Raw genomic sequence first — 4,507 nt, forward strand, 5'->3', positions numbered from 1 at the left:
ATACGGTGAAGACGCTGGTCTGGAACGGGCCGTTCGGCGCCTTCGAGCTGCCGCCCTTCGACACGGCGACCGTCACGGTCGCGAAGGCGGCCGCCGCGCGCGTCAAGGCGGGCAAGCTCGTCGCGGTCGCCGGCGGCGGCGACACCGTCTCGGCGATGAACCATTCCGGCGTGGCGGACGACCTGACTTACGTCTCGACCGCCGGCGGCGCCTTCCTGGAATGGATGGAAGGCAAGCCGCTGCCGGGCGTCGAGGCGCTGCGGAAGGGCTGAACGGCCCCGCCGCTTGCGGCAGGGCGCGTTTATGCTATGTTCTCGTCGCATCGGAGAGAGCGGCGATGGGCGAGAACGTTCAGACGGCGATGTTCGAGATCCTGAAGTCGATTCAGGGCAAATTGGCTGACCACGATAGGCGCTTCGATGAACTCGGCGACCTCATTCGCAAGCAGCGCCGCGACACCGCCGGCCTGCTGGTAATGGCCAAGGGGGCCGCCGGACAGTTCGCCGAGGACCTTGCCGCCGTCGAGGAGCGTGTGCGCGTTCTGGAAGTCCGCGGACGCTGAATCCCATCGCCAAACGCCGCTTTCACTTTGCCATCCGGCAAGCGGCGCACTACATCCTCCCCATATCCATTGCCTCAAGGGGAGTGCCAAAGTGGCCCGTATCACGCTTCGCCAACTGCTCGACCATGCCGCCGAGAACGACTACGGCGTGCCCGCCTTCAACATCAACAACATGGAGCAGGCGCTGGCGATCATGGCGGCCGCGGACGCCACCGACGCGCCCGTCATCATCCAGGCCTCGCGCGGCGCCCGCAGCTACGCCAACGACATCATGCTCAAGCACATGATGGACGCGGTCACCGAGATCTACCCGCACATCCCCGTCTGCGTGCATCTCGACCACGGCAACGAGCCGGCGACCTGCATGACCGCGATCCAGGCCGGCTTCACCTCGGTGATGATGGACGGCTCGCTCAAGGCTGACGGCAAGACCCCGGGCGACTGGGACTACAATGTCGGCGTGACCCGCACCGTCACCGAGATGGCCCATCTCGGCGGCATCTCCGTCGAGGGTGAGCTCGGCGTGCTCGGCTCCCTGGAATCCGGCGAGGGCGAGAAGGAGGACGGCCACGGCTTCGAGGGCGAGCTCAGCCACGACCAGCTCCTGACCAATCCGGACGAGGCGGTAAAGTTCGTCGCCGAGACCAAGGTCGATGCACTCGCCATCGCCATGGGCACCTCGCATGGCGCCTACAAGTTCACCCGCAAGCCCGACGGCGCGATCCTGGCGATGCATGTCATCGAGGAGATCCACAAGAAGCTGCCGAGCATGCACCTCGTCATGCACGGCTCCTCCTCGGTGCCGCAGGACCTTCAGGACATCATCAACCAGTATGGCGGCAAGATGCCCCAGACCTGGGGCGTGCCGGTCGAGGAGATCCAGCGCGGCATCAAGCACGGCGTCCGCAAAATCAACATCGACACCGACAACCGCATGGCGATGACCGGCCAGATCCGGAAGATCCTCTCCGAGCATCCCGGCGAGTTCGACCCGCGCAAATACCTGAAGCCCGCCATGGAGGCGATGACCAAGCTCTGCACGCTGCGCCTGCAGGAGTTCAACACCGCCGGCCAAGCCAGCAAGATCAAGCGCGTGCTCACCACCGCCGAGATGGCCAAGCGCTACGCCAAGGGCGAACTCGACCCGACCTTCGGCAAGGCCGCCTGACGCAAGGGTCGTCATTCTCGGGCCGCGCAACGCGCGGACCCGAGAATCTCCTGCTGATGAGGCAACAAAAAGCGCCCGGCACTTTGCCGGGCGTTTCCTTGTGCGGAGATGGTCGGGTCAAGCCCGACCATGACGCTGGCCATCAAACTCCGATCTTGCCGCCGCCCTTCTTGGTGATCGCCACCACCGACGGCCGCACCGGCATCTCCGGCTTGAAGTCGGGCCAGCGCGTCGAAAGATCCTCGTAATAGGAGCGGCGGCCGAATTCCGGCCAGTCCGGACCGTCGTCGCCGGGGTGCTGCACCGCCACGAAGGCCGTGGTATCGTCCGGCGTAAAGCAGGGGCCGCAGAGCTCGGCGCCATGCGGCACGCGGTAGAACAGCTTCGAGGTCCGACGCGCCGCGCCTTCCGTGTCGACCGCCCAGAGCCCGTCGGTGCGCCCGGTGACGTCCGGCCCGTTGCCGTCGGTCGCGACCCACAGCCGCCCGACGGAATCGACCACCGAATTGTCGGGCATGCCGAACCAGCCGCTCTTGCTCGTGTCGGTCGAGAAGGTCGCGCCGACGGCGGCCACGGACGGGTCGCCGCATTTCAGCAGGATCTCCCAGTGCCCCTTGGTCTGCGTGTGGTCGCCGCCCTCCTCGGTGATCTCGATGATGTGGCCGAAGGCGTTCTTCGCCCGCGGATTGGCGCCATCGACCTGCGCCTCGGTGCGGCGCGTATTGTTTGTCAGCATCACATAGACCTTGCCGGTCACCGGGTTGGGCGTGATGTCCTCGGGCCGGTCCATCTTGGTGGCGCCGAGCAGGTCGCCGGCGCGGCGCGTCTCGATCAGCACATCGGCCTGGCTCTGGAAGCCGTTGGCTGCCGTCAGCGGGCCCTGTCCGAAGACCAGTGGCAGCCATTCCACCGTGCCCTCGGCCGCGAACTTCGCAACGTACAGCGTGCCGGAATCGAGCAGGTCCAGATTGGCCGCGCGATTGTTCGGGTCGAAGCGCCCGGCGGTGACGAATTTGTAGACGTAGTCGAAGCGCTCGTCATCGCCGAGATAGGCGACGACGCGGCCATCCTTCGCGACGATCATGTCGGCGCCCTCATGTTTGAAGCGGCCGAGCGCCGTGCGCTTCTTCGGCACGGAGGTGGGATCGAAGGGGTCGACCTCGATCACCCAGCCGAAGCGGTTCGGTTCGTTGGGCTCCTTGGAAATGTCGAACCGGTCCTCGAAGCGGCCCCAGGCATAGGGCGACGACGGGATCGCCAGGCGCTTGTAATTGGCCTCCTCGCGATGGCCTTCCGGCAGCTTGCCGGAGAAATAACCGTGGAAGTTCTCCTCGCCCGAGACGAAGGTGCCCCAGGGCGTCATCGCGCCCGAGCAGTTGTTGAGCGTGCCGAGAACCTTGCGGCCGCTGGCGTCCGCGCCGGTCCTGACGCGGTCGCTCCCGGCGACGGGCCCCGACAGCTGCATCTCGCTCGCGACCGTGAGGCGGCGGTTCAGCTTCGAATCTCTCACCAGCGCCCATTGGCCGTCGGTGCGGCGGATCTCCGCGACGGTCGCGCCATGGGCCATCGCCTCGATCCTGAAGCGCTCCGGCGTCGCGTTCTTCAACACCGGCTTGCCGTCCTTCATCTCGACGACGCCGGGGAACATCAGATGCGGGTTGGTGTATTCGTGATTGACGAAGAGCACGCCATGGGCCGACGGGTCGGCCGCGCCCGGCATCGGCAGGTAGCCGACGAAGTCGTTGTTGTAACCGAACTGCTGTCCTTGAGCCTCCGGCGTCTGGTTCGCCGGGTCGAAGGCGGGTGCACCGGCGGTGATCGGGTCGCCCCAGCGCAGCAGCACCTGCGCGTCATAGCCCTCGGCGACGTGATGGTCGGCATCGACGCCGGCCTCGACCTCCTTGAAGGAAAAGACCGAGCCGCCGGCCTGCGCCCTTGCCGCATAAGCGGTGGCCAGCGCTACGGTGCCGACAGTCGCGGAAATCGCCGACACCGCCAGCGCCCCCTTCAGCAGTCCGCGCCGCGAGAAGCGCTGCGAGATCAGTTCGCCCATCGTGGGGTTGTCGGTCGGGTTCTGAGGCTGGGCATCCTCATGCTCGAGCAGGCTGGCACCGAAGGTCGATTCGTAGGGTGTTTCGTCGCTCATGGGGCGGTCCTGACGAGGGATTAGATTGTCATTGTACGAAGTCCAGCGATAGGCCGACGCGGTGACAGGGCGGTGACGGCAGCCTTCCGACAACCCGCGCCGGACATGCCCATCGCCCGCGCGGCCCCTTCCGGTCGCAGGCTCTTTCTGGTTGAAGGAGGGCCCTTCCGTCGCGCAGAGCCCGCATGTCCCTCGTCTTCTCAGCCTTTGTCGCCACCTTCGTCGGCTTCGCCGCCTCGGTCGCGGTCGTGCTGGCGGCAGCCGAGACGCTCGGCGCGACGCCGGCCCAGACCGTGTCCTGGATCGCCGGACTGGCGCTGGCGAAGGGCGCAGCCAGCCTCTGGCTCTCCTGGCGCCACCGCCTGCCGATCATCTGCGCCTGGTCGACGCCGGGCGCCGCCCTGATCGCAGCCAGCAGCGGGCTCGACATGGCCGCCGCCATCGGCGCCTTCCTTCTGGCCGCGGCGCTGATGATGCTGACCGCCGCCTTCCGCCCGCTCGGCGCGCTGATCGAGAAGATCCCGATGCCGATCGCCGCCGCCATGCTGGCCGGCGTGATCTTCCGCTTCGTCGTGGCGGTCTTCGACGAGGCGCGGGTCTCGCCCCTGCTCGTCCTGCCGCTGCTGGCGGT

The 4,507-nt window shown here is 67.0% G+C and carries 5 protein-coding genes; 4 read left to right on the forward strand and 1 reads right to left on the reverse strand.

What is annotated here, in order from left to right:
* From pgk to fba, 3 genes are all read left to right on the forward strand, one after another.
* Positions 1–272, forward strand: a 272-nt coding sequence (gene pgk / locus Q8M82_RS16335) for a phosphoglycerate kinase (protein ID WP_305692384.1), incomplete at its 5' end; no start/stop codon positions are given.
* 65 nt (positions 273–337) lie between these two features.
* Positions 338–562 carry a hypothetical protein gene (locus Q8M82_RS16340; RefSeq protein ID WP_305692385.1) on the forward strand — a complete coding sequence of 75 codons (225 nt, stop codon included), beginning with the start codon at positions 338–340 and terminating at the stop codon, positions 560–562.
* Between the two features lie 91 nt (positions 563–653).
* Entirely contained in the window at positions 654–1,730 is a 1,077-nt protein-coding gene (fba, locus tag Q8M82_RS16345) for a class II fructose-bisphosphate aldolase (protein WP_305692386.1), read from the forward strand.
* A gap of 142 nt (positions 1,731–1,872) precedes the next feature.
* On the opposite strand, the gene Q8M82_RS16350 is transcribed toward fba, so the two are convergent.
* Positions 1,873–3,876 carry a PhoX family protein gene (locus Q8M82_RS16350; RefSeq protein ID WP_305692387.1) on the reverse strand — a complete coding sequence of 668 codons (2,004 nt, stop codon included), beginning with the start codon at positions 3,874–3,876 and terminating at the stop codon, positions 1,873–1,875.
* A 185-nt stretch (positions 3,877–4,061) separates the two neighbouring features.
* Between Q8M82_RS16350 and Q8M82_RS16355 the strand changes: the two genes are divergently transcribed.
* Positions 4,062–4,507, forward strand: a 446-nt coding sequence (locus tag Q8M82_RS16355; protein WP_305692388.1) for a benzoate/H(+) symporter BenE family transporter, incomplete at its 3' end; no start/stop codon positions are given.

This window comes from Allobosea sp., assembly GCF_030694325.1.
In the GTDB taxonomy this organism is placed as follows: Bacteria; Pseudomonadota; Alphaproteobacteria; order Rhizobiales; family Beijerinckiaceae; genus Allobosea.

Excerpts from the sequence above, each read along its gene's own strand:
- Q8M82_RS16340 (WP_305692385.1), top strand. The coding sequence starts at position 338 with ATGGGCGAGAACGTTCAGACGGCGATGTTCGAGATCCTGAAGTCGATT.
- Q8M82_RS16350 (WP_305692387.1), bottom strand. The coding sequence starts at position 3,876 with ATGAGCGACGAAACACCCTACGAATCGACCTTCGGTGCCAGCCTGCTC.